The organism is Pseudomonas sp. URIL14HWK12:I12, from assembly GCF_003097135.1.
GTDB lineage: Bacteria > Pseudomonadota > Gammaproteobacteria > Pseudomonadales > Pseudomonadaceae > Aquipseudomonas.
Window position 1 is genome coordinate 393,886 of sequence record NZ_QEQL01000005.1, and the last position, 25,142, is coordinate 419,027.

At 63.9% G+C, this 25,142-nt stretch carries 28 protein-coding genes and 1 pseudogene; 7 read left to right on the plus strand and 22 right to left on the minus strand.

Annotated elements, in window-relative coordinates:
- The first annotated feature begins 330 nt into the window (after nt 1-330).
- The 5 genes from F474_RS17020 (at nt 331) to F474_RS17040 (ending at nt 5,821) form a co-directional block, all read left to right on the plus strand.
- Complete coding sequence (locus F474_RS17020; RefSeq protein ID WP_125483384.1) at nt 331-603, plus strand: hypothetical protein; 273 nt, start codon at nt 331-333, stop codon at nt 601-603.
- Nucleotides 604-887: 284 nt separating this feature from the next.
- Nucleotides 888-1,412 carry a fimbrial protein gene (locus F474_RS17025; RefSeq protein ID WP_165830333.1) on the plus strand — a complete coding sequence of 175 codons (525 nt, stop codon included), beginning with the start codon at nt 888-890 and terminating at the stop codon, nt 1,410-1,412.
- Between the two features lie 60 nt (nt 1,413-1,472).
- Nucleotides 1,473-2,192 carry a molecular chaperone gene (locus F474_RS17030; RefSeq protein ID WP_097085683.1) on the plus strand — a complete coding sequence of 240 codons (720 nt, stop codon included), beginning with the start codon at nt 1,473-1,475 and terminating at the stop codon, nt 2,190-2,192.
- Between the two features lie 73 nt (nt 2,193-2,265).
- Nucleotides 2,266-4,806, plus strand: a complete 2,541-nt coding sequence (locus tag F474_RS17035; protein WP_097085682.1) for a fimbria/pilus outer membrane usher protein — start codon at nt 2,266-2,268, stop codon at nt 4,804-4,806.
- Nucleotides 4,807-4,837: 31 nt separating this feature from the next.
- Entirely contained in the window at nt 4,838-5,821 is a 984-nt protein-coding gene (locus F474_RS17040; protein ID WP_165830334.1) for a fimbrial protein, read from the plus strand.
- An 87-nt stretch (nt 5,822-5,908) separates the two neighbouring features.
- Here the strand turns inward: F474_RS17040 and F474_RS17045 are convergent, their stop codons facing one another.
- From F474_RS17045 to F474_RS17060, 4 genes are all read right to left on the minus strand, one after another.
- Nucleotides 5,909-7,156: an HDOD domain-containing protein gene (locus F474_RS17045; protein ID WP_097085680.1), complete on the minus strand. Its 1,248-nt coding sequence runs from the start codon at nt 7,154-7,156 to the stop codon at nt 5,909-5,911.
- A gap of 139 nt (nt 7,157-7,295) precedes the next feature.
- Complete coding sequence (locus tag F474_RS17050) at nt 7,296-7,943, minus strand: CPBP family intramembrane glutamic endopeptidase (protein ID WP_165830335.1); 648 nt, start codon at nt 7,941-7,943, stop codon at nt 7,296-7,298.
- 364 nt (nt 7,944-8,307) lie between these two features.
- Nucleotides 8,308-9,543, minus strand: coding sequence for a DUF4303 domain-containing protein (locus tag F474_RS17055; protein ID WP_165830336.1), 1,236 nt, complete (start codon nt 9,541-9,543; stop codon nt 8,308-8,310).
- Between the two features lie 25 nt (nt 9,544-9,568).
- A complete protein-coding gene (locus F474_RS17060; protein ID WP_097085677.1) occupies nt 9,569-9,922 on the minus strand; it encodes a hypothetical protein in 354 nt (117 codons plus the stop codon).
- A gap of 1,298 nt (nt 9,923-11,220) precedes the next feature.
- Between F474_RS17060 and F474_RS23325 the strand changes: the two are divergent.
- A pseudogene (locus tag F474_RS23325) lies at nt 11,221-11,839 on the plus strand (methyl-accepting chemotaxis protein); the annotation flags it as partial.
- 138 nt (nt 11,840-11,977) lie between these two features.
- The gene (locus F474_RS23330; protein WP_371919431.1) at nt 11,978-12,169 is read left to right on the plus strand and encodes a hypothetical protein; all 192 of its coding nucleotides are present in this window, start codon (nt 11,978-11,980) and stop codon (nt 12,167-12,169) included.
- 93 nt (nt 12,170-12,262) lie between these two features.
- Here the strand turns inward: F474_RS23330 and F474_RS17070 are convergent, their stop codons facing one another.
- From F474_RS17070 to F474_RS17160, 18 genes are all read right to left on the minus strand, one after another.
- A complete protein-coding gene (locus F474_RS17070; protein WP_097085676.1) occupies nt 12,263-12,529 on the minus strand; it encodes a hypothetical protein in 267 nt (88 codons plus the stop codon).
- A complete protein-coding gene (locus F474_RS17075) occupies nt 12,526-12,903 on the minus strand; it encodes a hypothetical protein (protein WP_097086149.1) in 378 nt (125 codons plus the stop codon). Before F474_RS17075 ends, F474_RS17070 begins: the two co-directional genes overlap by 4 nt.
- A gap of 20 nt (nt 12,904-12,923) precedes the next feature.
- On the minus strand, nt 12,924-13,364 hold the full coding sequence (locus tag F474_RS17080; protein ID WP_097085675.1) for a lysozyme: 441 nt from the start codon (nt 13,362-13,364) through the stop codon (nt 12,924-12,926).
- Between the two features lie 98 nt (nt 13,365-13,462).
- Nucleotides 13,463-13,984, minus strand: coding sequence for a DUF4376 domain-containing protein (locus tag F474_RS17085; protein ID WP_165830337.1), 522 nt, complete (start codon nt 13,982-13,984; stop codon nt 13,463-13,465).
- Nucleotides 13,985-13,986: 2 nt separating this feature from the next.
- Entirely contained in the window at nt 13,987-14,766 is a 780-nt protein-coding gene (locus F474_RS23335) for a hypothetical protein (protein WP_097085673.1), read from the minus strand.
- A 13-nt stretch (nt 14,767-14,779) separates the two neighbouring features.
- Nucleotides 14,780-15,376, minus strand: coding sequence for a YmfQ family protein (locus tag F474_RS17095; RefSeq protein ID WP_097085672.1), 597 nt, complete (start codon nt 15,374-15,376; stop codon nt 14,780-14,782).
- Entirely contained in the window at nt 15,367-16,404 is a 1,038-nt protein-coding gene (locus tag F474_RS17100; RefSeq protein ID WP_097085671.1) for a baseplate J/gp47 family protein, read from the minus strand. Before F474_RS17100 ends, F474_RS17095 begins: the two co-directional genes overlap by 10 nt.
- Entirely contained in the window at nt 16,394-16,795 is a 402-nt protein-coding gene (locus F474_RS17105) for a phage GP46 family protein (RefSeq protein ID WP_097085670.1), read from the minus strand. Before F474_RS17105 ends, F474_RS17100 begins: the two co-directional genes overlap by 11 nt.
- Nucleotides 16,792-17,307: a phage baseplate assembly protein V gene (locus tag F474_RS17110; protein WP_097085669.1), complete on the minus strand. Its 516-nt coding sequence runs from the start codon at nt 17,305-17,307 to the stop codon at nt 16,792-16,794. The genes F474_RS17105 and F474_RS17110 overlap by 4 nt, the downstream gene beginning before the upstream one ends.
- A complete protein-coding gene (locus tag F474_RS17115; RefSeq protein WP_097085668.1) occupies nt 17,307-18,407 on the minus strand; it encodes a phage baseplate assembly protein in 1,101 nt (366 codons plus the stop codon). The genes F474_RS17110 and F474_RS17115 overlap by 1 nt, the downstream gene beginning before the upstream one ends.
- Nucleotides 18,408-18,413: 6 nt before the next feature.
- Nucleotides 18,414-19,652: a DNA circularization protein gene (locus F474_RS17120; protein ID WP_097085667.1), complete on the minus strand. Its 1,239-nt coding sequence runs from the start codon at nt 19,650-19,652 to the stop codon at nt 18,414-18,416.
- Nucleotides 19,652-21,490 (minus strand): phage tail tape measure protein, encoded by a 1,839-nt coding sequence (locus F474_RS17125; protein WP_097085666.1) that lies wholly within the window; start codon nt 21,488-21,490, stop codon nt 19,652-19,654. Before F474_RS17125 ends, F474_RS17120 begins: the two co-directional genes overlap by 1 nt.
- Nucleotides 21,491-21,626: 136 nt before the next feature.
- Nucleotides 21,627-21,923 (minus strand): phage tail assembly protein, encoded by a 297-nt coding sequence (locus F474_RS17135; protein WP_097085664.1) that lies wholly within the window; start codon nt 21,921-21,923, stop codon nt 21,627-21,629.
- Nucleotides 21,920-22,267, minus strand: coding sequence for a phage tail tube protein (locus F474_RS17140; RefSeq protein ID WP_097085663.1), 348 nt, complete (start codon nt 22,265-22,267; stop codon nt 21,920-21,922). Before F474_RS17140 ends, F474_RS17135 begins: the two co-directional genes overlap by 4 nt.
- A gap of 61 nt (nt 22,268-22,328) precedes the next feature.
- Complete coding sequence (locus tag F474_RS17145) at nt 22,329-23,828, minus strand: phage tail sheath subtilisin-like domain-containing protein (RefSeq protein ID WP_097085662.1); 1,500 nt, start codon at nt 23,826-23,828, stop codon at nt 22,329-22,331.
- Nucleotides 23,825-23,998 (minus strand): DUF2635 domain-containing protein, encoded by a 174-nt coding sequence (locus F474_RS17150; RefSeq protein ID WP_097085661.1) that lies wholly within the window; start codon nt 23,996-23,998, stop codon nt 23,825-23,827. Before F474_RS17150 ends, F474_RS17145 begins: the two co-directional genes overlap by 4 nt.
- Nucleotides 23,995-24,582 carry a hypothetical protein gene (locus F474_RS17155; RefSeq protein ID WP_097086147.1) on the minus strand — a complete coding sequence of 196 codons (588 nt, stop codon included), beginning with the start codon at nt 24,580-24,582 and terminating at the stop codon, nt 23,995-23,997. Before F474_RS17155 ends, F474_RS17150 begins: the two co-directional genes overlap by 4 nt.
- A gap of 146 nt (nt 24,583-24,728) precedes the next feature.
- Nucleotides 24,729-25,076 carry a chemotaxis protein gene (locus F474_RS17160; protein WP_097085660.1) on the minus strand — a complete coding sequence of 116 codons (348 nt, stop codon included), beginning with the start codon at nt 25,074-25,076 and terminating at the stop codon, nt 24,729-24,731.
- Nucleotides 25,077-25,142 lie beyond the last annotated feature (66 nt).

Genomic DNA, 25,142 nt, shown 5'->3' on the forward strand with positions numbered 1-25,142 from the left:
CCTGCACATCCTCAAAGTCCACCTCGGATAGACGCCGTCAACCACATGCATAAGCCGGGCTCAGCCAAGCTTGCCGCTCAACCTACACAAGGTCCCAAGGCGCGCCCCCTAAGACCAATCTCAAACCTCGCACAGCGCCCGCCAATAGCTTGTGCAGACCGTCAGCACCCTCCCCCATCTTCAAAAAACGATTCAGCCCTCAGTTTCTACCCAATCTCGCCGATACCCCCATTGCCACTTTGAATCGGAATATCGCTCATGAAAGGGTTTCTTCCTTTAGCGCTTCTGTGCGCCCTCACCTCCCCGTGCCACGCTGCTGAACAACCCGCCATGCATGGCACCCTCCACTTCACAGGGGCCGTGGTGGGCGGTAGCTGCACGCTCACCAGCTATACGCGGGGAGCAATGTACGAGCACTGCTCAGATGACGCCGTTCCCGAAACCCTGAGCGTTCAATCCCTCAACAGCAGCCAAGGTGCGCACGTGCGCGCCGTCTATGGCTCACAGGGCATGGCTAAGGGCGAATCGCAATACGTGCTGGTGAGCGCAACCGGCAGCGTCATCACCCAGGGCCTTTACGTCATCACCCAGTCGCTGCGATAAGCGGCTGAAGCACCGCGCTCTGTAACATGCCTAGCAGCAGGCTTGCCGCACCGGCGGCCCTATGCTGCGCAGGCTTAACGGCCTGTTTATCCTCTGGCTACCCCGCCACGCCATCTCCTTGCACCTGCACGTCCCCACTTTGCGGGGGTGCCGGCCCCCCCCTTGCCCCTCCCCGCGCGGCCTCTGCAAATAAGATTCGTCTTATTCGGGTTCTTCGTGGTGCTCAACATAATCCTGCTCGCTGTACGCCAAAACCCCTAGACCACAGCCTATACGAGCCTTTTATGAACAAACTCGCCTTATTTTTTGTAGCCGCGTCTTCTCTGGTGACGTGTGTGGGTGCTCACGCTGCCGATGGCACGGTGAACTTCAGCGGCCAGGTGATGGGGCAAACTTGCCGCATCGATGGCTCCACTGCCGCGAGCACTAAAACCGTCACCCTCGACAAAGTCTCAACGTCATCCTTGGCCGCAGTCGGGCAGGTGGCGGGCCGTACCAAGTTCACCTTTACGTTGGATCAATGCTCCAAAGACGCCAACGTCACGGCCCGGTTCGAGCCAGGCCCAACGGTGAACGCTTCGACGGGCAACCTGATCAACCAGACGCCTGGCGGTTCCAACGCGGAGATCCAGATCCTCAACTCCGACTATGGCGTAGTGAACGTATCCACCAACAGCGGCAACAAAACCGCCGCCATCGTCAGTGGCAACGCCACACTCACTTATTACGCGCAGTATGTGGCAGCGGCTGCGCCAGCCACTGCCGGTGTCGTTACCAGCAGCGTTCAATATTCGCTCGTCTACAACTGACACACCGAATAACCCACTTTGTATTAAGTGGGTTTTCCGAGGTTACCCATGTTCACAAAAATGCTTGCTCGTTGCGCTTTTGCCCTAGTGCTCAGTGCACCTTGGTTGTGCGGCAACGTATGGGCAAACGTAGTCGTCGTTGGTACGCGTGTCATTTACCCTGCCACGGAAAAAGAAATTGCAGTCCGCTTGGAGAACTCAGGCAATGAGGCCTCATTGGTTCAAATGTGGGCAGACAAAGGCAATGACCAACTCAAGGCTGACAACGCTGACGCGCCTTTTCTGATTGTGCCGCCCATTACTCGTATCGAACCCGGTAAAGGTCAATCGATGCGGTTGATCTTTACGCAAGTGCCGGTCCCTGGCGATCGCGAGTCGGTGTACTGGCTGAATGTTCTGGATGTTCCGCCATTGGCCAAAGACCGCGAAAACTACATGCAGGTCGCCTTTCGTACGCGATTGAAGATTTTCCTGCGCCCGGCCGGCCTGGCCGGCGAGCCGGAAGACGCGCCCCGTGCAGTGACCTGGGCGCTGGTCAAAGGCCAGGCAGGCATGGCACTGCGTGCCACCAACCCTTCGGCGTACTACGTGTCGTTCAACGATGTAGCCGCCGTTACGCCCACAGCCACCTTCAAGGGCCCGGCAGGCATGATCCCGCCCAAGGGAACGGCAGAGTTCGCAATCGAGGGGCTCCCCGCGCAGCTGCCGGCAGGCTCGTCCGTTCGCTTGAGCTGGGTCAATGATTTCGGCGCCGTCTACCCGGTGACCCGCCCCTTGTAATCCGTTTCGGCCAACGGGCGTTGTGCCCGGCTGCGCTGGCCGTATTCAGCTGCTTTCGAAGGGGTTGCCTTCCATGTTTATTTCAACCGGTACTTCGGTACGGGGCCGGTGGCTTTCGCCTGTGTTATTGCTGGTTGTGATCGGTACGGCCTTCGCCGAAGAAAACGCAGACCTGGACTTCAACCCTACCTTTTTCAATGATTCACGCGGCAGAGCAGTGGATGTATCGGCGTTCCGCAAAGGTAACCCGGTGATCCCCGGCGTCTACAAGGTGGATGTCTACCTCAATGACCAGTGGCTCGGCCAAGAGCCCCTGGTTGCCAAACCATCGCGCACTGGCGGGGGCATCTACTGCTTCAGCACTGAACAATTGAGCCGCTGGGGCGTTGACTGGAAGGCCATGGCTGCACAGGCCCCAGCCGGCGTAGGCCAGCTCGATACTCAATGTGTCGACTTCGCACAGTGGCCCGATGCCGCACGCCTGCAAGTCGAGATCAGCGATCTGCGGGCCGACCTGACGATTGCCCAAGCTTACTTGTTGCGCCGCTCCCGGGGTGAAGTCGACCCCTCCAGGTGGGATTCTGGCATCACCGCAGGGTTCGTGAATTACCGCGCCAGCATGAATCAAAGCCAAGGTGAGGGCATGACCCAGAGCCAGAGTTACCTCGGCCTGGCCACCGGCCTGAACCTCGGAGAGTGGCGCCTTCGCCACAACGGTGGCTACCGCGCGCAATCCAGGCGCGGGGTGGCCATGGCAGGTGACTATCAGACAATCAACAGCTATGCCGAGCACGACATCACTGCCTGGCGCTCGCAACTGAGCCTGGGCCAGTACTACACACCAGGCGAGCTGTTCGATAGCGTTCCTTTCATCGGAGCCCAACTAAGCAGCGACGACCGGATGCTACCCGACTCGCAGCGCGGGTTCGCTCCGCAAGTGCGCGGCGTCGCCGACGGCAACGCCACTGTGACGATTCGCCAGGGCAACAATGTGCTCTACGAAAAGACCGTTCCGCCTGGCCCGTTCATTATCGATGACCTCTACCCCACCAGCTACGCCGGCGACCTGCAGGTATCGATCACGCAAGCCAATGGCAACGTCAGGCGTTTCGTTGTGCCCTTCGCCTCGGTTACGCAACTGATTCGCCCGGGCACCTCACGCTTCAGCCTGGCGGCAGGCCGGCACCGCAACGATGACTTGAGCCAAGGCCCGGCATTTGCACAAGGTACGTACCAGCGCGGCCTGAGCAATGTCGTAACAGCCTATTCCGGTTCGCAGTTGGCCGACGGCTACGCGTCGCTGCTATTGGGCAGTGCAGTCAGCACCCCTATCGGCGCGCTGGGGTTGGACCTGACCCAAAGCAGAACCACCGGCCTTGCGCAGCGCAAGGCCGACAACGGCAACGGCCAAAGCTATCGGCTCTCCTACAGCGAGCTTGTGAACTACTCCAAAACCCACTTCACGTTGGCCGCGTATCGTTTTTCGAGCGAAAACTACCTGACCTTCAACGACTACGCGCAACTCAGGTCGCAGGCCGACGGGGTGGCGCCAGGGCGCCCGCGCAGTCGTTTTCAGATGAACATCGATCAACCGCTGGCCGAAGGGTGGGGCAGCGTCTATCTGTCGGGTGCCTCGCAGAATTACTGGGCAGGCAAACGTGGCAGCGACATGACCTATCAAGCGGGCTACTCCAACCACTACCGCTGGGGTGGCGTGAGCCTGAACGTCAGCCGTAGCCAGGCCCTCAACGGCAACTACCAGAACCAGTACATGGTCAGCGTCAGCCTGCCGCTGGGCGGCCCACGGGGTAGCGGTTATCTAAACCTTTCAAGCAGCGTTCGTGACAGCCGAACGTTGAGTTCCCAGGTGAGCTATAGCGCCCAGGCCGGCAGCAGAAACGAGCTCAACTACAACGTTTCGGCCAGTAACGACAGGCAAGAGGGTGTGGCCTCCCGGAGCGCAGCGGTGTTGGGCCAGTACCGAGCATCGAAGGTGAACCTGGAAGCCGGCCTTAGCTCTTCATCCGGTTATCGCCAAACCAACCTGGGGGCTAGCGGCAGCCTGGTGGTCCACTCCGGCGGTGTCACCTTTTCCCAATCCCAAGGGGACACATTTGCGCTCCTCAGCGCCCCCGGTGCCCAAGGCGCGGAAGTCGACAACGGGCTAGGTGTCAATCTTGATCGGAAGGGTTACGCCGTGGTCGCGGGCCTGGTGCCCTACCGCGAAAACAGGGTGTCTCTGGCCCCCCGAGGCATTGCCAATGACGTCGAGCTGGAGGTCTCCAGCAACGTCACCAGCCCGCGCAGTGGTTCGATCGTAAGGCTGGACTTCGCCACTCGGAAAGGTACGCCGATTCTGTTGACACTGACGCGCAGTGACGGAGCCATGATGCCCGTAGGCGCCCCCGTGCTGGACGTGCACGGCGCCCAGCTGACCCAGCTGGGCCAGGGCAACCGCCTGTTCCTGCGCACCGAAAAGGCGACGCAGACACTGCAGGTCGTCACCGGCGACAAGCCCGGGCAGCGTTGCATCGCCGAAGTTGATATCCCTCAGCCCGCTGGCCAACAGGCGACCGGCTATATCCAGCTGAGTACGACATGCCATGCGCCATAAGTTGATAGACGAAAGGAAGAAGACCTCTTTTATGTTCAAGCCTTCTCGGCAATACGCCTTTTCAGGTGCCTTGTCAGCGGCAGCCTCGCTACTGGCCAGCCCCTGCGCACAGGCCGCCTGCAGCTATATGTACGGCACATCGCAAACCACCTATGAGCTGAACCTTCCCAGCACCCTCAATGTGGGGCTGGCCGTTCCGGTCGGTGGAACGGTCTATGAGGTCACCCGCAGCCTCCCCATCCTCAATGGCGCCGCCCGTTGGGGCCGCTGCGCGATAGGGGACGCTATGGGCATCACCAACAATGTGGGTGCGCCGGGCTCAGGCAACCGATACCCGATTGGCAACACCGGCCTTGCCTGGACGTGGGAATACACCGGCACCACCGGCGTGGGCAGCTACAACTATAACCCGTTCGGCCCGTATCCTTATTTCACGATTCCCAGCAGAGCGACCGAGTACCATTTCGAGCAGCCCAGCGTCTTTCGCATCATCAAGATTTCCAATAATGTCAGCGGTACCATTCCGTCCGGCATCATCGGCACACTGACCGCAGGCGGGTTGACCCCTATCGTCTGGCGCAACGGGTCGGGCTCGATCAACATCGTTCAACCCACCTGCCGCACCCCTTCCAAACTGGTGCAATTGGGCGAGCACTCTATCGGGGAGTTCAAAGGGGTCGGCAGCGGGACCAAGGCCCAGCGGTTCACCATCGACCTGAACAATTGCCCCGCCGGGATGGCAGGCATCAGCTACCGCCTCGACCCGGTAGGCACTGTTCTGAGTGCAGCCAATGGCGTGATGGCGCTCAACGCGGGTGGTGCAAGCGGGGTGGGCCTTCAGATCCTTCGCGATAATGGAACAGTACTGCCCCTGTCATCGTCGATCAGCTATCTGCGCAACCCGGCGAGCGGCAACTACAGCATTGCGTTGCAGGCGCGGTACTACCAGACGAGCAAGAACATCACACCGGGCGCGGCCAATGCGAGCGTGCAGTTCACGATCACCTATAACTGACATCGACCGCGCACGGGCGGCCCTGTAACGCAGTGATGAGCATGCCGCTGCTGATGCAGGACCGTATCGACGCTGGGCATCGCCCTCTCAACCAGCGTCACGCCCGGTTGTAGCCTCTGTTTGCGAGAGGGCCGGCGCCCTCAGCAGGTCGAGTTCCGGCACATCCAATTTGAGCAGGCGCGCCGCCAGGCTGCTGGCAATTTCCGCGTTATCTTGATTCGGTAAAGCACGAGCCAGCTGACCTGCCAGGTTCATCACCAGCATGTATTGCGAGTAAACGCCGCCGCTCAACTGGTAGATCGCGGCGATCAACTCGCGCAGCTGCAGCGGCAAGCGCCAGCGGGCGCGCAAAGCCGAGCCGAACGGCGCGCCATGCTCATCGAGCGACGACTGCACCCGATCTTCGTCGAGTTCGCCGCCGGCCATGCGCCATTCCTGCAAGCAGCGAAGCAACGCAAGATCGCCCAGCCGGTGCAGCAGGCCCGCACAGTAGCAGCGCTGCTGATCCAGTTTCAGCAAGCACGCAAGGGCCTTGGCGAACTCGGCAACCCGCAACGAAAGGCCCAGAAAATGCTCGGCGGGCCGCACCAGTAAGGGGTCGCTCAGGCGCGCACTGCGGTTGAGTGCCAGGCCCAGCAGCAAATTCATGCTCTGGATACCGCCCAGCCTGTGCAACGCTTGCGACAAGCTTTGCACCGGTACGTCACGGTGCATCGCCGCGCTATTGGCGGCGGCGATCAGCACGCCGGTCATCTGGGGGTCTTTGCCCAATCGCTCTTCCAACGCACGCAAACCCATCGTTTCGGCGTTCGTCGCCAGTTGGAGCCCCTCTTGCACATCGGCGAACATCGCTCCCCCGCCAGCGTTGGTGCGGCGCTGCTGAAGAAAGGCCTCCAGGCTGAGGCGCGGCTGCACCGCCGGTAGGGGGCCGCTGGCCTGTTCAGCCCTGCCGAGAAGAAGCTGCTCGAGCCGCCTGCGCAAGCCATCCAGGTGCAGGGGTTTGCTCAGATAGGCCGTGGGGCTGTGGGGCAGCGCTTCGCGCACGCTGGCCAAGTCACTGCGCTCACTCATGAGAATGAACGGCAAGCCCGGCCCGCCAGGCGTGGCGCGCACGCTACGCAGCAAATCGAGGCCGTCGATACCGGGCAACTCCCGGCCCGCCAGGATCAAGTCTGCCTTGGTCGCAAGCGCATCCAGCGCCTGAGGGCCGTCCTTGCAGACCTCCAGGCGCGCATCCCGGCGAACGCTCAGGATCATTTCGCGCAGCATGGCGCGCACCCAAGGGTCTCTTTCGGCAATTACGATTCGAGGCGGAAGGGAAGCGGTAGCGTTCACGAGCAATTCTCGGTTAGGCGGTTATGCCATGCAGCACTTTCAAGGCATGTTCGAAGCCGATCATGGGCGGACTCGCTCCTTGCGGCGCGACGAAAGCCAATGGGCAGCCGTATCAGCGTCAATGGGCAGCATTGCCCGGCTACAGCACAGCCTCGGCCAGCAAACCCAGGCCCGTTGCGTAGGCATTGAGCAGTATCGGAGCCAATAACCCCCCGCTAGCCACCCTCGCGGTACCCAGCACTAGGCCAAGCGCGGCCATGAACAACATGTGGGCCCCCGCTGTGTCACCGCCAAAGGAATACGCAAACAATGCTGTACTCAGCACGATTGCCAGCAAACGCCCCTTGGGGTGAGCCAGATCGAACATTTCCATCACGAAATGCCGGTAGAGCAGTTCTTCGGCGATCGCCGGCAGTGCCAGCAGCATCAAAACGAACAGTACCCCGCCGCGCTCTGGCCAGGCGGGGCCGGCCGGTGCCGGCCCTGCCTGGCCGGTATCCCACCCAATGGCGCCAGCTTGCACCAGCGTCACCAGTACCCACCCCAGAACCAGGACGGCCCCCAGCCGGCGCCCTAGAAAAACGCTGACCGTTTGCCCCGGTGTCAGCTGGGTCAGCGCGAGCAGGCCGAGCATCGCAGCAGCCAGACCAAAACCTGCCAATAGGATCAGAAAACCGTCGGGGTCGGTCTGCGGCAACGCGGTAACCGCCAACTGCGCGGTGTAGAACATCGAAAGGGCGAGGACCCCTCCAGCCCAGCGCCTGGCTGGCCAAACTATGGTCTGCACGTGCGTATCTCCTTTGCGTAGCGCGCAGCCCTGTAGACCACCTTGGGCGAATGCAAAACTGGGCAAGGCGCGCCAAGCGGCTGCGGAACAAGCTGGGTTCCAGCTCAATGACGCCATGCAGCCTAAGCAAGAACCGTTGAGGCTCGTATAAGACGGTTCTTAAAAATCACCCGTGGCCTCGGCGCCGCCGCTGGCAGGCGGGGGCATCTGGTACGGCGCCTTGTGGGGTGTTTTGCAAATTGCGAGTGGCTCATTGCTCAGGCAGAGCGCCGCCACGCTTATCGCTGCCGTTAGTCATCAACATATCCGTTTGCCTACCCCTTGCCCCAAGGGGGGAACGGTGTCTTGCCTTTCAAGGGGGTCGCTAACCCTCCAGCCCCCGACCAGCCTCCTCCCGCACCTGCTCATCGACATCCCCCATCGCCACTCCCAACCCTTCAACCGCTCGATGCGCCTCGTCGCCCTCCAAACTCCGATTGCTCAACCCCTTCACCGCATGCCGCCGAATAGCAACATGGGGTGAAGCCAAACCTCGCAACGCCTCACTCACATTGGCGGCGGTGGGTTCGATTTGCCCGTAGGCTTGCCCAAGGCTTTCTTCCACTGCCGTTTGAAGCTCTGGCCGTTGATCAAGCAAGCGCTCGACCGGGGCGTAGTTCAGCACCGGCGGCTGCACGCCTTGCCAGCGGAAGCTGCCGAAGTTGGCGCATACCCCAGCCACCGCCATGTCGGGGGCCTGCTGCATCAGCCAGTCGAAGTCCTCCAGGTAACCCAGGGCGGTGGCGCTCCAGTCGCGGGTCGGCGGGTCGTTGGCCTCAATCGCCTGCCGGCGCAGGGCCTGGATAACAGGCGCATCCGCGATGCCGGCCAAGCCGAGAATGCGTGCAGCGGTGGAAGGCGCTTCCTGGGTGTTGAGCTGCTCGATAAGCGCTGCCTGTGCCGGGCGGCCGTGGGCAACCAACCAGCGCTCTGCGTCTTCCCCGCAGATGCCATCCCAGCTGCCCAGGCGGCTGACATAGAACGCGACCTGCTCCTCGACCGGCAACGCCGCCACGTCGCGCAGGGTGTTTTCGATGGCCAGCTCAACAGGGAAGTTAACCTCGAACTGCTGGCGGGTCATGCTGCGCTTGGCCAGGGCGATATCGCCGTCGAAGTCATGAAAAAACACCACAAAGCCCGGCGCCACGCCAGGGTGCTGGCTGAAGTGGCGGCCCAGGGCCCTGGCGGCGCGGCTAACGGTTACCAGAAAGCGCCGCTCTGCCGCGTGCCATTGGCGCGGGCCGAGCCGGTTGGCGTAGGTTTGCAGCTGCTCATCAAGCCGCGTGAACGGCTCACCCTCACAGATTTCCCAATCCCAGTGCCAGTCCACCGGGTTCCACTTCACCGAGCTGAAGCTTTCCTCGCCCCCGTCAGGGGCGGCTTCGGCAAGCGCTTGCAGGCTGTTTGCGGCAAGGCTGGGCAGCGACAGCACCGCTTCTTCTTCGCGGTAGCTGGCATGGAACGCTGCGGCGTACAACGGGCTGCCCCCTTCATCGAGCAGCGTTTGCAACGCCTGCCTGGCGGCGTCGAACAACGCCTGCTCCAGAGCTCTCCAGTTCATCATTCAGCTCCTTGCTGAGCGGGGTTCACCCGGCCCGGCCGAGCATCTCCTCGAGGGCGCTCTCCAGGCGGGCCAATTCAATGTGTTTGCCGCCGTCATATTCAGCGGTGCGCTGTGCACATTCAATAGCCACCTTGAGCCCGCGCGGGGCTTGATGGCCGGGGTATTTGCGCAGCTCAAGTTCAACGCGGGTCGGGCTTAGCCAGGTGCTGAGGTCTGCTGACCACTGTGGGTTCTGGAAGCCGAACACCACCTGCGCAGCCTGGGTATCGATGATGCGCGGCGGGTACACCCAGTGCGAGGGGCCGGCTTCCCACGGGGCGGCCTCGACTTGGTAACGGCCGCCTGGAGATAAAGACAGTATTTCAATGTTGCTCATGCGCGCCCGGCCTCTCTAAATCAATATTAATAGAGCAATGATGGCATGCCGACATCTATGTTTTTCAAAGGTTCACAAGTTACAGAAATAAATAAAATCATACTTTTAATAAAGTTCTAAATTCTGCCGCCGAGGATCTATGAACGTTTAAACGATAAACGGGGTTAGCCGAATGAGCCATACAGAGCCAGGCGCCTGAGAATAGGGAGCGTTCTCAACGATACACCACCTAACCGAACAATTCCGGCCTTGAGACTTCCATGAACATACTTGCTCCTGCCGTCCACCTCGCTAACCGATTGCGCTTTCCTACTAAGTTCGGCCTGCTTGCCGCTATCGTTCTGATCCCGCTGGTGCTGCTGGGCACCCGTTCGATCCATCAGATCAACGCAAGCCTGGAGGTCATTCGCGCGGAGCAGTCGGGCCAGCGCTACCTGATGGATGTAACGCCCATCCTGCGCTTGTCGATGTTGCAACGCGCACTCACCAACCGCCTGCTCAGCGGTGATAAAACAGCCCAAGCCGAATTCTCAGCCAACCAGGCGAAGCTGGAAGACGCGTTTTCGAAACTGGCCGCCACCGACCGGCTGATGAGCGCACAGCTGGAAACCGGTGATCGTGTGCAGCGCCTGCACGCGGGTGCACAAGGGTTGGTCGAGCGAGCGAAAGCGGATGCAGACCCTAGCCAGATGTTCGATGCCTGGAACGATCAACTGATGGAGACGTTGAACTTCGTCTATTACATCTCGGCTACCTCCGGCATGGTGCTGGATGAAGATTACGCATCGCTGTTCATGATCGACCAGAGCACCTTGAGGCTGCCCCGGCAGATCAACGTCGTCGGGCAATTGCGTGGCCTGGTCAGCGGGATGCAGGACGGCCAGACGATAAGTGCCAGTGCCGGCGGCGTGATCCGGTCGCTGCTCAAAAATGAAACGCTCATCCATAAAGAACTTCAGCAAAGCCTGACGCTATTGGGCCGCAAAGACCCTGACCTGGCCGGGCGTATCCAGGCACCGGTCACTCGAGCTTTCGAAGGGCTGGGCACCTTCCGCACCGACCTGGAAGCAATGCTTGGCACCCCAGGTGCCAGCCTTGGCGGCATGCAAAATCTGCGGGCCAAGGGCAACGCGGTCGTGGAATCCCTGTACCAGGCGCAAGATACGCTGCAAGACGAACTGCTCAATACACTCGAGCGCCGCGTGCAGGCCAAAACCTCCGAATCGCGCGCGATTGTGGCCATGCTTGTCGTGCTTACCCTGCTACTGGTGTACCTGTTCAGTGCCATCTACAGCGCCATGCGCCGCACGATCAACGATGTGCTGGCCGCCACCCGGCTGATCGGCCAAGGCGACCTGAGCGTGCGCATTCAGGTGCGCGGCAAAGATGAAATGGCCGACGTGAGCTCGGGGCTTAACCACATGGTGCAGGCCTTCAGCTCATCGCTCAGCCAGGTCGAGCGCAGCTCGCAGTCGGTCTCCGACGCGGCCGATCGTATTGGGGTGTCGATTGACCGGGCCAAGCGCTCCATGAGTGCACAGCAAAGCGAAACCGAGCAGGTCGCCACGGCCATCAACGAGATGACCGCGAGCGTTGCCGATGTAGCGCAGAACACCGAGGGTGCGGCCCACGCTGCCGGGCACGCCAGCCAATCGTCCAACGCCGGCCTGGCGAAAATGCAGGAAACCCGCGTGACTATCGAAGCGCTGGCCGATGAAGTGGAGCGCAGTGCAGAAAAGGTGTCGGCACTTGCCCAACACAGCCAGCAGATTGGCGGGGTGATCGAGGTGATCCGCAACATTGCCGACCAAACGAACCTGCTGGCATTGAATGCCGCCATCGAGGCCGCCCGCGCGGGCGAGCAAGGCCGGGGTTTCGCGGTGGTCGCAGACGAGGTTCGAACCTTGGCCTCGCGCACGCAGAATTCAACCGAAGAGATCCGCCGGATCATCCAGGAGCTGCAGCAGGCTGCGTGCGCACGCCTGCATGGAGTCTGCCGACCAGGCCTCGACCAGCCTGGATGCAATCAACGAAGGCGTTGAGCAGATCGTGGGAATGAACACCCAGATAGCCAGCGCAGCGGTTCAACAGCATGCCGTTTCAGAAGACATCAACCGCAACGTGACGGGGATACGCAACAGCAGTATTGCGCTGATGGAGGGTATAGAAGACAACGCCGTGACGGCACAAGAGCTTTCGTTGCTGGCGGGGGAAATGCGCACGGTGGTTTCGCGCTTCAAGCTGTAAGGCGATGCCAGGGAGGGGCCAACGCGATGGCCCCTCCCTGCTTTTTGGCGGGTCGCGGGTTTGCAGCCCTTGGCGGCAGGGGCGCAACAGGGTTCACTGGCATGCCGCCAAAGCCGCCTGCAACTCACCCTCATACCCTAGCCGCTGCCTGCGCTCGGCCAGCAGCGCCCGCACTTTCACCTCTAGGCTATCGCCCTTGCGCAACCCCTCTGCCGCCCAAGGGGGTGCTGCCACCGCAGGCGCCCGGCACGGCACCGGTACGGGCACGTGCACCTGCACCACGCGCGGCTCGGGTGCGGCAGTGGGCTGAGCCGCGCAACCGGCCAGCATCAGCGCCGATGCGGCTATCAAGCGTCTCATAGGCCCAGCTCCTGATCGATAAGGCTGCCCGCAGCCGCAGCCGGGTCGCCGCCAGTGCGCTCCTGTTGCAGGCGGTTGGCGGCCTGATACTGAGCCCCGGCGGCTCCATGCGCCTGTGAAGCCGCAGCCGTGGCCTTCATGGCCCGCTGTCGTTCGGCGAGCGCCAAGCGCTGGAGAGCCAGGTTCTGCTCGCCCACCTGCCCCTCGAGCGCGCCACGAGTGGTGTTGCAGCCTGCCAGCGCTTCACCCGCGTGGGCAGCAGCACCCAAGGCGCCTGCCAGCAGCGGCTGATAATGCCGGGCCGTGAGCCAATACCCTAGCGCAGTGCCAGCCCCCAGGCCGGTGGCAAGCACCAGCACGGCAAAGGCGGGCAACCACCTCCCCTGCCCGGCCATCATGCCCGGGCCTCGAACATCGCCCGCTCGGCCGCGCGGCGCGTTACCAGGCCAGGCAGCACCTTGCCGCCCGCCCGCACCCAACGGCCGAACTGCTCGGCAGCCCCGGCGGGGTCCCCGGCGTTAAGCTTGCGCAGCAGCGTGGAGCGCGCAAAGTTGGCCTCGCCCACGTTGTAGGCAAAGCAAACCAGTGCATCGAACTGGCCTTGAGCCAACGGCACCCGGGCCAAGCGGCCGACGGCCGCTTCGACACGGCCCAGGTCGGCCTCCAGCCGTTGCAGGGCTTGGGCAACGGTAATGCTCATGCCTTCAGTCACACCCTCGGTAGAGCCGTAGCCGATGGCCCATGGCTCGGCCCCGGTGCCAGGGTCAGGGTAGGCCCGCAGGTGCAGGCCCTCGGAGGACTTGATCAGATCAAGCCCTCGGGGGGAGGTTTTCATAGTTTTCTCCGGGTAAAAATAAACCCGCGCGAGGCGGGTCTGAGATCGGGGCAGCTGAGGGGCTGTGCAGGCTAGGTCGAACCTACCTCCTGCCCCCATCAAGGCCATCCTACTTTCAATGTATCTGCGTCTATCGCCCCTCGTTCTGCCATCTGTAGCAATGCAGCTTCACGGTCGAAACAAGCCTGCACGTGGTTTCGTACCCCCATGAAAATTGCAGTCAGCTTTTCAGCGTTGAGTTCAACGAAACCCGACGATGTCTTCCAGTTGCAGATGTAATTTCGATCTTGCATGCCCGCCAAAGCAGCAGCGGTGATCAATGCCTGGCTTTCTCGCTGAGTATCAATATTCAGGCCCATTACTTCTATGCCGCTGGTTTCACGCAGGTAGCGTTCCTGAGCGATCAGCGCAGGCCAATCGACCTCCAACGCTGGAGGCTCGCTCAACACGGGAAACCCGGTGCTGTCAGCAATGATGACTTTCCCTTCCGCTTCCCCAGCCAGTAGATCCTGACGCTGCTGCCCGTCTACTTTCACGGCATCTTCCGGAAGGTCTTTAATATCGATAAGACGCGTGTCCAAGAAACCGGAAAAACGGGCACTGTAGTAGTAGTTACTCACGATTATCTTCCTATGGCCAACCATACAAGTTCACCCGCAGAGCTGGTGTAATTGTTCTGCAGGGAAATCTGAGATTTGTTTAAAATAATGGCACCTGGCGCGTAGGCGCTGGTAGTCGCCATGCTATCGAAGTTCATGCTTGTGATAACAACATAACCTTCGGTAGGAAAGGTTACGGGCAACGTTACCGTCTTGGTCGGCCCCGCCACCCCCGCGCCTGTAGAGGCTTTGCCCAGCCCGGTCACCGCCCCCCATTGAATGACGACCCCCGACATCCAAGTTGGAAGTGCAATGTAGCCGCTCTTGGCTATCGACGCCGAAAACCCGTATCTCAACTTCTTAGGGGTCACGATGGTTGTGTCGTCCTGCCCTTCGGTCACTTGCGCCTGAGATGAAATTTTCGCCAAACCCAGAGCAGACTCCGTCGCTTGTTTCAGAAAGCCGCCGAACCACAGTTTGATCTTTTTAACGGTCACGAACTTGCTGTCGTCCACGCCTTCATCGAAGTCGGCGCTTGTGGCAATGCTGGCGATCCCAGCTTTCTCTTCGGTGGCCGCTGGCGCCGCTTTTGAAGCGATACTTGCTATCGCCGTTAGAAGTTGGGAGGTCTCGCTCTCCGACGGTGCCAGCCCTGCCGCGGCTATCACTGCCAGAATCTCATCGGTAACCGAATTCCCCCACTCCGCCGGAATCAACGACCCCACCACCCCCGCGGCCGAATCCTCATCCACAAACTTCCCATTGACCAACCCTACGTTGGCCACACTCTTTGGATAATCCATCTACTTTCCCTCTTCAGTCATAACGAATGTGCACCACGGTATGCGCCGGTGCGTAGCGGCGGATCAGGCACTCCAGGGCGCTGCCGGGGTTGGTGCCGAAGCGCTCGCCCCAGTAGCTCACGCCGAAACGCCGGCCGATGCGCTGGCGCCCGCCGGTGTTAAATACCCACAGAAATTGCACCTGCCAGGTGCCGAAATGCGCCTTGCCGAACCGTGCCCGGCCAAAGCGTGGGGCGCGGTGCTGGGTGACGCGGGCGTCGGGGTAGCCCTGGCCCTTGGCGATGTTCACGAAATACGCAGGCGTTTGCGCACCCACGGCGGTCAGCCGTTGCTGCACGGCCAGCTGGCGGTCGCCGAAGCTCGGTGAGGGGCCCAGGCATGCATCGGGCAGCTGCATCACCGCTTCCCAGTCCGGCACCAGTTCGGTGACGGTGCTGGGGGCCATTTCGGCGTTGAGGGCCACGATGCGGGCGTCGACCCGGGCGAGCTCCTCGGCCAGCCCGGCCAGCACCACGCCGAGCGCCGGCACGCGTTCCAGGTCCCAGGCCGGGCCCGGGGGCAGCAGGGCTTTGAGCTGCTGGCGATAGTCGGCGGGGGTTCTCACTGCCATGTGATCACCCCCAGCGTAAGCAACTCGTTGGCGTGGGCCGGCACATCGGCTACGGGGCTGGCCACCACGTTGTCGGTTTCGCCCCGGGCGCTGCTGACCGCTTCGCGGATGTGGCTGAGCAACAGCGCCTCGCCCAGGCCCGCCTCGCGGGCATGCAGGTCGGCAAGCTCCGCAGTGACCGCCGCGCGCACGGCCGGGGTGTCGGGCGTGAGCGTGATGCGGTAGTTCACCGGTTTGAGCACGGGGGCCAGGGCATAGACTTCGGCGGTCACCGGCGCCTTGCTTTCCAGATACGCCTGCACCGTGGCCACTTCGTTGGCGTCCGGCACGATGATGCTGTCGCCGTCCCGCACGAAGAACACACCCACGGTGCCTGGCCCCAGGTAGTTGCGCACCGTCCAGGCGCGGGTTACGCCGGCGCATTCCAGCGCCCAGGTCTCGTAGTCGTCAGCGTCGCCGCCGTGGGGGATCACTTGGTAACTGCGGATCACCCGGGTGCGCAGCGACGCCACGCTTTCCTGGTCGGTGCCGCCGGTGAGGCCGGGCGCAAGCACCGTGAACTGGTCATCCACGCCCACCGTCGGCTGCACCAGCGTCAGCACCTGGCCGGCGGCGGCATTGCCCAACGCCCCGCCGTCGACCGCTTCGAGCGCGGCCGTGTTCAGGCCCTGCTGGGTGGTCACCGCCGCGGTCACGCGGTACTGGCGGCCATCGCTGGCCTGCAACACGCGCTCGGCATCGAGCACCGCCCCGGCAGCGGCGGTGAAACTGGCCCGCCCGCTGGCGGCCTTGGCCGCGATGCGTGCGGTGGCCAGGCGCAACCGGGCCTGGCGCTCGAGGGTCGCCTCGTCGGCGGTGTCGGGCAGAATCTGCCGGGCCACCCAATCGATATAGCCATACAGCCCATAAGTGGCGCCGCTCAGGGCGCGCGCCAACACCTGGGCATCGGCGTGGCGCAGTGCGTCGCTGGCCAGGTCCGCCACGGTGCGGTTGATCAGCACCGGTAAGGTCGGGGTATCAAACGGCATAAAGCACCTGCCAAGTCGAATGTGGGGAAATGTCCAGGCGCTGGCCATCCGGCAAGGTCAGCACAACGCCCAGGTTGAGGCGGTCATTGCCGGCGCGGTCGGCCAGCACCTGCATGCCCTGCGCATGGCCGTCATCCACCAGCCACTGCAAGGCTTCGCGGGCATAGGCCACGGCGGCGTCAAAGGTTTCTGCGGTGAGCTTGCGCCGGCGCAGCAGCCACAGCCGTGAGCCGACGCGGTCGCCGGCCACCTGAGCAAAGCTGTCGCCCCACCAGCCGTAGCGCTCGGCATCGTCCACCGGGTCGGAGGCACTGGCCCGCCGCCAGGTGAACAAGCTGATCTCCACGGCGCGCCGCAGGCTGGCCGGGTCGTCTATCACCAGAAGCGTCATGCGCCACCTCCGGCGACCGGTGGGCCGCTTTGCTCACCGCCCTGCTGCACGCCGCTGTGCAAGTGCGCGATCTGGCTCACCCCGCCGGCCACTTGGTCACCCTGGCTGACGATGCTGCCGGTCTGGGTGAGGCGGGGGGTGTCGATGTGCACGCCGGCGCTGGCGCGAATGTTGAGGGTGGCGGTCTGGATATCGATGATGCGGCCACGCTTGAAGTGGACCGCATCGCCCTCGTCGGTGTAGATCGCCACCTCCCCGGCCTGCAGGCCTTGAAGGCGATAACGGCGGTCGGCAACCACCACGACCACCCCGTGGGAGCGGTCGCCGCCCATGAAGGCGGCCAGGCCCTCGGCGCCGGGCTGGGGGCAGCTGGTGAAGCCATAGGGCTCAAGGTGCTCCATGCCGTCTTTCACCTCACCGGCGGTGAGGCGCATCTGCAGCGTTTGCAGCTTGCCGGTGGGCTTGGCCAGGGCCACAACGCCACGGGCGAACAGGTTCATCAATCGGTTCATCAAGAGGCTCCGTCGGTGGGCAACAAATGGCCGAACGCATCCTTGCCCGGCGCCTTGGGCGCAGGCTTGGGAGCATCGGGCTCGTGGAGATAGGCTTGCGGCGGGCCGACCCGCAGCGTGCAGGTGGTGCCGCTCTCAGTGAGGTGGTAGGTGACCTCGGCGATGATCATGTCGCGGTCGAACCCCAGCAGCGGGTCGAGCACTCGCACCTGTGTGTTGGGCAGCCATAACGCACCGTTGGCCTGGCGCCAGCCCTGCACCTGGTAGGTGGTTTCCAGGGCCTTGCCCAAGGCGGTGCTGCGCTCCCAGCTGGCGCGGCCGGCGGCCATCGTGTCGCTGAGCTGGCCGCTCACTTGCGTGACCTTGACCCGCCTGCGCGTGACCCGAGGGTCGCTGGCGCTGGCATTGACTTCATTGCTGGCCACGCCGAACGCCTGATCGGTGCCCGCCCGCTGGCCGATCACCCGGTATTCGGAAAACACCTTGGCAAAATCCATCGCCGCCTGTGCGCCGAGCACATTGCGGCCCACCTCCAGGCTGTCGCTGGCGCGCCCGCCGCTGCCTGCCTTGGCCAACACCAGCTGGCCTTCGGCGTTGTCGGTGCTGAACACCTGGTAAAGCGTCAGCAGCCGGTCGATGGAGTGGAAAGCCGTTTCGCCGGGCTCAATGGTGTGGTCGGCCAGGCTCGCGGTGGCCTCGACCTCGCTTTTGACCGCCACCCCATACTCACCGGCGATGGCCGCCACGATGGCCTGCGCACTCTGCCCCTTCCATTGGCCGGGCCGGTTGATGGCGGCGCAGTCGCACAGGTCGCCGGTGAGCGACCGGCCACTGATGGTGGCGGTGATGGTGTCGTGGTTGTATTGGATGGGCGCGGCATCCACCCAACCGGTGATCACCAGCTCGCCACCAATGCGCAGCTCGCAACGGGCACCGGGCTGCACCGGCCTTGCCAACTGCTGCCCGGGCCATTTCCAGGCGATGCCGATGGTGAACTTGCGCGCCTGGCACTCCAGGCTTGCGGTGATTTCGACCGAGGTCCAGCCGGCATAATCCAGGCCGTCGACGGTCAAGGTCACGGCCGTCGACGGGTCGGACATCTTGAGTTACTCCAGTGCGAGTTGCAGGGGCACCGCCGGCACGAAGCCGGGGTGAATGATCGGGTTGCGCTGCACGATTTCCCCCTCGCGGGTGGCATCGCCGAAGCGCCGGTAGGCCAGCACCAGTGCTGGCAAGGTTTCAGGCGGTGTGAGGGTCACCAGTTGCACACCCGAGGCAGCCACGGCAGTGAGGTGGCGAACCATCTGCTGGCGCGCCGCGTTGATCTGCGGGTAGTCGCTGGCGCCTGCCTTCAGTGCGGCTTGCCAGAACACCGCGTCCAGCGCGTCACGGGCCGCGATCACGTCATCGGCCACCGGCACCTCGGCCCGGGCAACCGGCTGGGCCACCTGCTGCTCAAGTGAGGGTGCGCTAGCGAAAGCGGCCGGGGTGGCCAGCACCGGCATTTGCGCGGCAGTGGCCACCGCCCGCGCCAGCAGCGCGGCCTGTAGCAGGTTGGCCACCGCCTGGGCGGCGGCTGCGGTGTCGGCGCCGCTGGCAGTGCTCACCCCATCGATGCCGGCGGCGTCTTCGGCTTGGCTGGCCAGCGCCGCCACCGCCCCGCTGTAGCGCTCGAAGCGGGGCTGGCTGGCCTCGCTCAGCATGCCGTCGAGCAGGCTGGCCAGCGCCTCGGGGGCATTGATCACCATCTGCGCAATGGCGCGCAGCGAGCCGAAGATCTCGCCCACCGGCGCGAATTGCTGGTTGAGGGTAACGAACACACCGGCCAGGGCGTTTTCCAGGCCCAGCAGGCTGACCCTTGCGCTGTCCAGCGCCGCCATCGCGGCGGTGTAACGGGCCAGCGCCCCGCTCCAGAAGCTGGTGGCCGCCACGCGGGTGAGCCGGGCGGTGTTCACGACGGCGCTGGGGTCAAGCCGAGGCGTGGCCGGGTAGAACTCCAGCTCGAAGCTGACCATGCCCCCTTCGGCGCGGCTGTGCTTCATGCTGCCCACGCCGACCGTCACCGCCATCTGGCCCAGCCACGGGTGCACCAGGGTGCCCTCGCCTTCGGCCTCCAGCGCATCGAGCAACGCGTCGCGCTGGGTGAAGCAATCCGCGCCGATGACGTAGGCAGTGACTTTATGCACCCGCGCGACCTTGCCCATGGGCTCGGCGAAGGCGTCGTCACGCTTGGGGTATTGATGCAGCTGCACCTTGCGCCCCACGGGCACGGAGGTGTTTTCGATCAGAAACGGCACCGCGCGAAAAGACGCCGGCAACAGCCGTTCACGCCAGGTATCGGCCATTATTGTTGCCCTCCAGACAAGGTGCGACGGCCCACATCGGTGGTCACCTGCAAGCCGGGCTGGTCAGTGATGGCCGCCATCGGGCGGACGCCTTGGGTGTTGCCTTCCAGGCGGATCACCAGCTCGCCGTTGAGCCGGGCGTTGCCGCCGCCCACGGTCAGCAGGTCCGCTGTTGGCGGAATGAGAAAACGCTGGTTCATCTGCGCCTGGCGCCCAGCGGCCAACTGCGGCGCGCCCGCCATCACGAACGCGCCATCGCCGGCCCCCACCCCCACGCGCGGCCCCTGCGGCAACGGGGCGGGTTCATCCGAGCCGATCCCTAAAAGCCTGAGCAGCGGGCGTACCTTTTCCACCAGGCCTCTGAAGTAACCCAGAATCGGCTCCCAGTGGTTGACGATCATGCCCAAGGGGCTGAAGTCGAACATCAGCTTGATAAACCCCCAGGCAATGTTGGCGCCTTGTTTGATCCCGGCCCACACCCACTGAAAGAACGCCACGATCGAATCCCAGTTCGCCACGATCAAAGCGGCGGCCGCCGCAATGCCCAACGCCGCGAGCATCACCGGGTTCAGGCCGAGCACCACACCTAGCAGCCGGGCCGCCCCGGCGGCGCCCGAGAGCGCAGCCTGGAAGGTGTGAAAAACCACCGCACCCGCCGCCACACCTTGCACCAGCGCCGGGTGGCTGCCGATGAAGTCGGCCACGCCGCTGATCAAAGGCACCAGCGCGGCCACTACGGTGGTCACCGCTGGCAGCAAAGCCTCACCGAACTGCACGCTCACAGCGCCGAGGGCGTTGCGCATCATCATCAATTGGCTATCGGCGGTGCCTGCGCGGGCGAGAAAATCCTGCTGCATCGCCCCGGCGTATTGCGAGGCATTGCCGGTGCGCGCCAGGTTGCTTTCAAGCAGGCCCAGGTTGGTCAGCAGTGGCGTGACTGCCGCTGCCGAATCGGCGCCGAACAGCTTCGCCAGCAATGCCGGTTGCTGATCGGGGCTTTCGGCGGCCACCCGCTTGAGCACCTCCATCATGGTCCCCTGGGCATCCTGCTGCATGCCGGCGGCCACCTCTTTCGAATCCAGCCGCAACGCCTTGAGCGCCTCGGCCTGGGCATCGGTTGCAGCGCTGCCTTGGGTCAGCGCCTGCATGAACTGCTGGATACCGGCACCGGCCTGCTCCTGCCCGGCACCCAGCCCCACCAGGGTCGCGCCCAGGGCAGCGACCTGCCCTGCCACTTGGCCGGCCGCCCCTCCCAACGGCCCGACGCGGTTGACGATTTCAAGGATCTGCTGGCCGCTGGCACGGCCATGGTGGCCCAGGTCGCTGACCTGGTCAGCCAGCGCCAGCGCCTGGGCTTGGGTCATCTTGAACGCGGAGCGCCAGGTCGCCATCATCGCGCCGCTTTGCGCAGCGCTCTGGTCGAACGCCACCCCCATCTTCGCCGCGTCTTCGGCAAAGCCCAGCAGCTCGGTGCGAGCGATGCCCGACTGGGCACCGGCCGCTACGAGCTGAGTGAGCTCGTTGGCCGCCGTGGGCAAGCGGGCCGACAGCCTGAGAATGTCGTCGCCCATGGCCTTGAACTGCTCGGGCGTGTCGAAGTGCACCGCCTTGTGCACCGCGACCATGGATGTTTCGAACGCGCTCGCGGCCTGAACCGCGCTCACGAACGGCTTGGCCAACTCGCCGCCGCTCAGCGCGGCCTTCAAGCCCAGGCCGCCGAGGCCTGTGGCGTCGAGGTTTTTACGAAAGGCGGCGACCTTGGCGCTCAGCGCCCCCAGCAGGGGCGAGAGCTGGTCGACACCGGTGATCAGTGTTTTCAGCGTTAACGTATCGGCCATCACCCTGCCCCTGCCTGCTGCGTTAGGTGGATGCGCTGGGCATGTGCCAGCGCTTCGAGGAGTGCATCGAGCGGCCTGGCCAACATCTGGTCGGGGTCAACCTTCCAGAAGTAGGCCAGGTCATAAGCCAGCGTGATCAGGCCGCCGAGGTTTTCGACGCCGGCACCATGAAAAAACCCGCTACCTGCCACGCCAGCGTGTTGAGGTCGGCCAGGTCCAACTGGTCGACCGACGAGGGCGGGATCTGGGCACAGGCCGAGATGTATTTGGCGGCCACGTCCAGGTCCAGGCTCACGGCCTGGTCGGCGTCGATCTTGTACGGCAGCGCCTTGATCGCCCGCGCTTCCTTGGCGGTGGGCCGGCGCAGGGTAAGCTCGGTGAGGGTTTCACCGTGGGCCTGGATCGGTGTGTTCAGTGCGATGGCGTCGGTCACGACCACACCCCCTTGATGCCGTCGAACTGCAGCTCGAGGGTGCCGTCTTCACCTTTGCTGGTGGGTTGCGACACCAGGTACGCGCCCGACAGGGTGTACACCTTGCCGTTCTGAAGCTCTGCGGTGAGGGTCATGTTGATGCCCTCGGTCAGCGCCTTGAGCGGGAAATTCGGCGTATGCACCGCCGTGAGTTTGACGAAGGGCGCCTTGTCTTCCTCCTTGAAGTAACCGGGCACAACGGTCTCCCGGGTCTTGTCCATCAGCGGCGCTTCCACGCCCCCTTTGAGAATCAACTGCGTGCCGTCGATTTTGACGTAGCAGGTACCAGCAACTTTCTGCCCCATGGTTGGGCCTCCAGACATGAAAAAGCCCGCTCAAGGCGGGCTGGGGTTGAACGGGTTAGGGTCAGGCCGCGTCGGCGCTGTATTGCAGGCGGAACTGGTTGAGCAGTGCGAACACGCGCAAGCCGTTCACGTAATCGGGCGGGTACAGCACGTTCACTCGGCCGGGGTTGTTGCCGTCACGCTCTACCACCAGGTAACGGGCGAAGGCGTCGGCGTTTTCGACATGGCCGTCACGCTCCAGGCTTGCGTACTCGCTGATCAGCTCGCCGCGAATCACGTTCGGGGTAACGATCGGCTGGCCATCGCCGAACTGCGTGCCATCGTTTGCCAGCTTGTGGCGCCCGTATTTGCTGGTGATGATGCCCTTGAGCCGGCGCACGATGTACGCGCTCTGGTGCAGGGTTTCGCTGTCCAGGTACGAGTCGTCGGGCTGGCCGCCGCTGTTTTTCTGGTAGGTGGTGATGGCGCGCTGGATGCGCACGTAGCCGCCTTCGTAGTTGAGCGTGGCGATGCCGTATTGCAGCAGCGACATCTGCTCGGTAAGCGTGAAACGGCTGCCCTCCGGCGCCGGGTCGATGCCCACCAGCGCGCCGGTCTGGGTCGGCCGGCTGGCGTCGGCGGAGATGAACACCGCTTGCCGCGCGGCCGCCGCTGCCGCCACGCGCCAGAACGGCTGCGGCACACCGGCAGGGAAACCGAACAGCGTCGCGTGCTGGTCGTTGCGCGCCGAGCCGGCCGCCACCAAGGTGCCGAGCGTGCCGCGCAGCGCGCCGAACACATGGCCGTAAAGCTGCTTGCCCCACGACCAGCGCCCGCTGAGGTCGCTCATTGCGACTTTCCAGGCATCCAGGGTGGTGGTGTCGGCCCACGGCACGCAGATGAACTCGAACGGCGCATCGCCCAGGGCCGCCAGCGCGGCGGTGGCGTCTGGCGTGCCGGCGCCCCCGGCCATCGCAGTGATCGCCACGGTCAGCCCGGCTGGGGTGGCTTCACCGTTGCTGCGGCCCAGGCGGTTGAGGATCAGGGTGATGTCATTGCCTGAATCGCCCGTCCATTTGGCGGTCAGGGTGACCACCCCGGCCGCCGCCGCTGCGGTGACCGGCAGGTCGACACTGGCGTTCACCTTGGCGGCCAGCGCCGCCGCGGCTGCCGCTGCCGCGCTACCCGACGGGATAGCCGCCTGCACGCGCACGCCGCCCACATAAAGGTTGGCCAGGCCCGCTTCGGTCGCGGTGCCGGTGAAGGTCACCTTGCCCGCCGCTACGGCGCCGGTGCTGTTTTTCAGCGGCAGGCACCACACCTCGCCAACCGGGTCGTTCTGCCGCCAGGTTTCGTACATGGCCGCCAGCATCGAGCCGGGGCCGCCGATCGCCTTGGCCTGAGCAAGGCTGGAGACCAGCACCAGGCCGCCGATTTCAGCCGCCGCCGCGGCATCGTTGACTTGGCCGACGATCAGCCGGCGCAGGGTGCTGCTGGCGCTGTTGGCCATGGAGTTGTCCATCTCGGCATAAAACAGCGGCACCCGCACGTCTTGCGGGATTTGTTGGAAGCCTACGCTCATGGGTTTGCAGCCTCTTTAGGGGTGGAAGTGGGGGTTACATCGCCATCGGCCAGGCGGCGGCGCCAGTAGGCGTCGTCGGGCACGTCGCGGCCCTGGGCCGGCAGCAGCAGCCCGGTTTCCGGGTCTGGCACTGCGCGGCCCTTGGCCGGTTTCACAGTCATGCGGTTCATGTGAGGTCCTCTTTCAGGTGGATTTCAATGCGCCCATCGGGGCCTGGGTGTTTCAGGTTTCGGTCGGCCGGGTCGATGCAGTCCACATCGATGTCCAGCCCTTCCAGCGCGGGCAGCCCGTCGAGCACCTGCTCATGCCAGGTTTCGGCAGGCTGGCTGGCAACGTTGCGGCCCAGTTGGAATGCGGTTTGGAAGCTGAAGCGGTAGGCCACCTGCGACGAATCGATACGCAGCAGTGCCGCGCTCTTGAAGGTGGCCGGGGCGTATTCATCGCCCGGCTGCCAGCCCACCAGCGCCCGCCACAGCGCCAGGCGAATCGCCTCCAGCGCGTCGGCGGCCTGGGCGCCGCTGTGGTCAGGGTTATCCAGCAGCACCACCACGTCGAAGCTGTCGGTGATGGCCTGGCGCACGCCGTTGGCCAGGTCGTTGTCGCCAGCCGTGCTGCCAGTGGCGATCACCAGCGCGGCCGGGCGGCTCGGTTGCTGGCTGGCGAAGGCTGCGTCGAAGTCGATGCCGCCGCTCACGCGTTCGCCGAACACGGGGCAGCGCTGTTGCAGTTGCAACACCACGGGTGTGATTTTCATGAGTTCCTCGAAGGTCATCGGTGGGCAGGTGCTGCGCCGTGGTTGCCACGTTGCGCGATTGCACCTCGCCGGTGCGCCCCGGGTGGGCGCCGTAGGTTCAGGGCACGGTCGGCCCCTCTGGTTTGCCGCTGCGTGCCGCCGTGGCCTCAGGCGCTGGCCGCCAGGCCGCGCAAGCGCGCCACCTCGCCGTTGAGCAACGCCACCTGGCCGGTCAGCGCTTCGAGCTTGCCCTCCAGCCGGCCCACCGCAGTGGCCAGCTCGTTGCGCTCCCGGGCGAATTGGTCCGCCCGGGCCTCCGCCGCCTGGCGGGCCGCACGTTCGGAGTCGAGCAAATCATTGAGGCGGCGGACGGTGCCGATGTCAGCATTGTCCATCGCGCGGTCAGCGGCATCTTTTGAGAGAAAGCGCCGCAACCACAGCAAGCCACCCAAAATCACAGTGACGCCACCGCCCGCCCAGGTGAGCGTGCCCGCGCCGAGGTCAGTAGGGTCCATGTGGGTTCCAGGTATCTAGCGATAGGGTTTTGGTAAGGGGTAGAAAACAAAAACCCCAGCGCGATG

What these genes read in the sequence shown, in the direction of transcription:
- F474_RS17080 (WP_097085675.1), bottom strand. Translation starts at nt 13,364, where the DNA reads ATGAAAACCTCCCCCCGAGGGCTTGATCTGATCAAGTCCTCCGAGGGC.
- F474_RS17030 (WP_097085683.1), top strand. Translation starts at nt 1,473, where the DNA reads ATGCTTGCTCGTTGCGCTTTTGCCCTAGTGCTCAGTGCACCTTGGTTG.
- F474_RS17060 (WP_097085677.1), bottom strand. Translation starts at nt 9,922, where the DNA reads ATGAGCAACATTGAAATACTGTCTTTATCTCCAGGCGGCCGTTACCAA.
- F474_RS17115 (WP_097085668.1), bottom strand. Translation starts at nt 18,407, where the DNA reads ATGTCCGACCCGTCGACGGCCGTGACCTTGACCGTCGACGGCCTGGAT.
- F474_RS17125 (WP_097085666.1), bottom strand. Translation starts at nt 21,490, where the DNA reads ATGGCCGATACGTTAACGCTGAAAACACTGATCACCGGTGTCGACCAG.
- F474_RS17145 (WP_097085662.1), bottom strand. Translation starts at nt 23,828, where the DNA reads ATGAGCGTAGGCTTCCAACAAATCCCGCAAGACGTGCGGGTGCCGCTG.
- F474_RS17160 (WP_097085660.1), bottom strand. Translation starts at nt 25,076, where the DNA reads ATGGACCCTACTGACCTCGGCGCGGGCACGCTCACCTGGGCGGGCGGT.
- F474_RS17095 (WP_097085672.1), bottom strand. Translation starts at nt 15,376, where the DNA reads ATGGCAGTGAGAACCCCCGCCGACTATCGCCAGCAGCTCAAAGCCCTG.
- F474_RS17100 (WP_097085671.1), bottom strand. Translation starts at nt 16,404, where the DNA reads ATGCCGTTTGATACCCCGACCTTACCGGTGCTGATCAACCGCACCGTG.
- F474_RS17025 (WP_165830333.1), top strand. Translation starts at nt 888, where the DNA reads ATGAACAAACTCGCCTTATTTTTTGTAGCCGCGTCTTCTCTGGTGACG.
- F474_RS23330 (WP_371919431.1), top strand. Translation starts at nt 11,978, where the DNA reads ATGAACACCCAGATAGCCAGCGCAGCGGTTCAACAGCATGCCGTTTCA.
- F474_RS17150 (WP_097085661.1), bottom strand. Translation starts at nt 23,998, where the DNA reads ATGAACCGCATGACTGTGAAACCGGCCAAGGGCCGCGCAGTGCCAGAC.
- F474_RS17070 (WP_097085676.1), bottom strand. Translation starts at nt 12,529, where the DNA reads ATGAGACGCTTGATAGCCGCATCGGCGCTGATGCTGGCCGGTTGCGCG.
- F474_RS17040 (WP_165830334.1), top strand. Translation starts at nt 4,838, where the DNA reads ATGTTCAAGCCTTCTCGGCAATACGCCTTTTCAGGTGCCTTGTCAGCG.
- F474_RS17120 (WP_097085667.1), bottom strand. Translation starts at nt 19,652, where the DNA reads ATGGCCGATACCTGGCGTGAACGGCTGTTGCCGGCGTCTTTTCGCGCG.
- F474_RS17020 (WP_125483384.1), top strand. Translation starts at nt 331, where the DNA reads ATGCATGGCACCCTCCACTTCACAGGGGCCGTGGTGGGCGGTAGCTGC.
- F474_RS23335 (WP_097085673.1), bottom strand. Translation starts at nt 14,766, where the DNA reads ATGGATTATCCAAAGAGTGTGGCCAACGTAGGGTTGGTCAATGGGAAG.
- F474_RS17035 (WP_097085682.1), top strand. Translation starts at nt 2,266, where the DNA reads ATGTTTATTTCAACCGGTACTTCGGTACGGGGCCGGTGGCTTTCGCCT.
- F474_RS17055 (WP_165830336.1), bottom strand. Translation starts at nt 9,543, where the DNA reads ATGAACTGGAGAGCTCTGGAGCAGGCGTTGTTCGACGCCGCCAGGCAG.
- F474_RS17140 (WP_097085663.1), bottom strand. Translation starts at nt 22,267, where the DNA reads ATGGGGCAGAAAGTTGCTGGTACCTGCTACGTCAAAATCGACGGCACG.
- F474_RS17155 (WP_097086147.1), bottom strand. Translation starts at nt 24,582, where the DNA reads ATGAAAATCACACCCGTGGTGTTGCAACTGCAACAGCGCTGCCCCGTG.
- F474_RS17110 (WP_097085669.1), bottom strand. Translation starts at nt 17,307, where the DNA reads ATGAACCGATTGATGAACCTGTTCGCCCGTGGCGTTGTGGCCCTGGCC.
- F474_RS17105 (WP_097085670.1), bottom strand. Translation starts at nt 16,795, where the DNA reads ATGACGCTTCTGGTGATAGACGACCCGGCCAGCCTGCGGCGCGCCGTG.